We start from the raw sequence: 233 nt of genomic DNA, 5'->3' as shown, positions 1-233 counted from the left end.
CAACAAGATGACGCTTTCCCAGCTCACCGGCGTCCTCGACAAGGCCGGTGTGACAGACGACCATTTCAAGGAATATATCCGCCTGCAGATGGGCTGGGGCCGCGCGCTCGGCACCCGCAACCGGTCCCAGGGCGGCAGCCGCGTGTCCGAACAGGATGCCGTGCAGCGCATGCTGAAGGATGGCGGCAAGAAGCCGGTCTCGACCGAGTACACATTGCAGCAGGTCATTTTCG

The 233-nt window shown here is 62.7% G+C and carries 1 protein-coding gene; it reads left to right on the top strand.

All coding sequences use genetic code 11. From position 1 onward, the window contains the following. Nucleotides 1-233: hypothetical protein (locus AC0MA3_RS26770; RefSeq protein ID WP_474658390.1), on the top strand; the 233-nt coding region annotated here is incomplete at both ends.

Source organism: Paenibacillus sp. LS-5, assembly GCF_056121505.1.
Note: the sequence above shows the minus strand (reverse complement) of the source record. Positions and strands in the feature narration are given on the sequence as shown.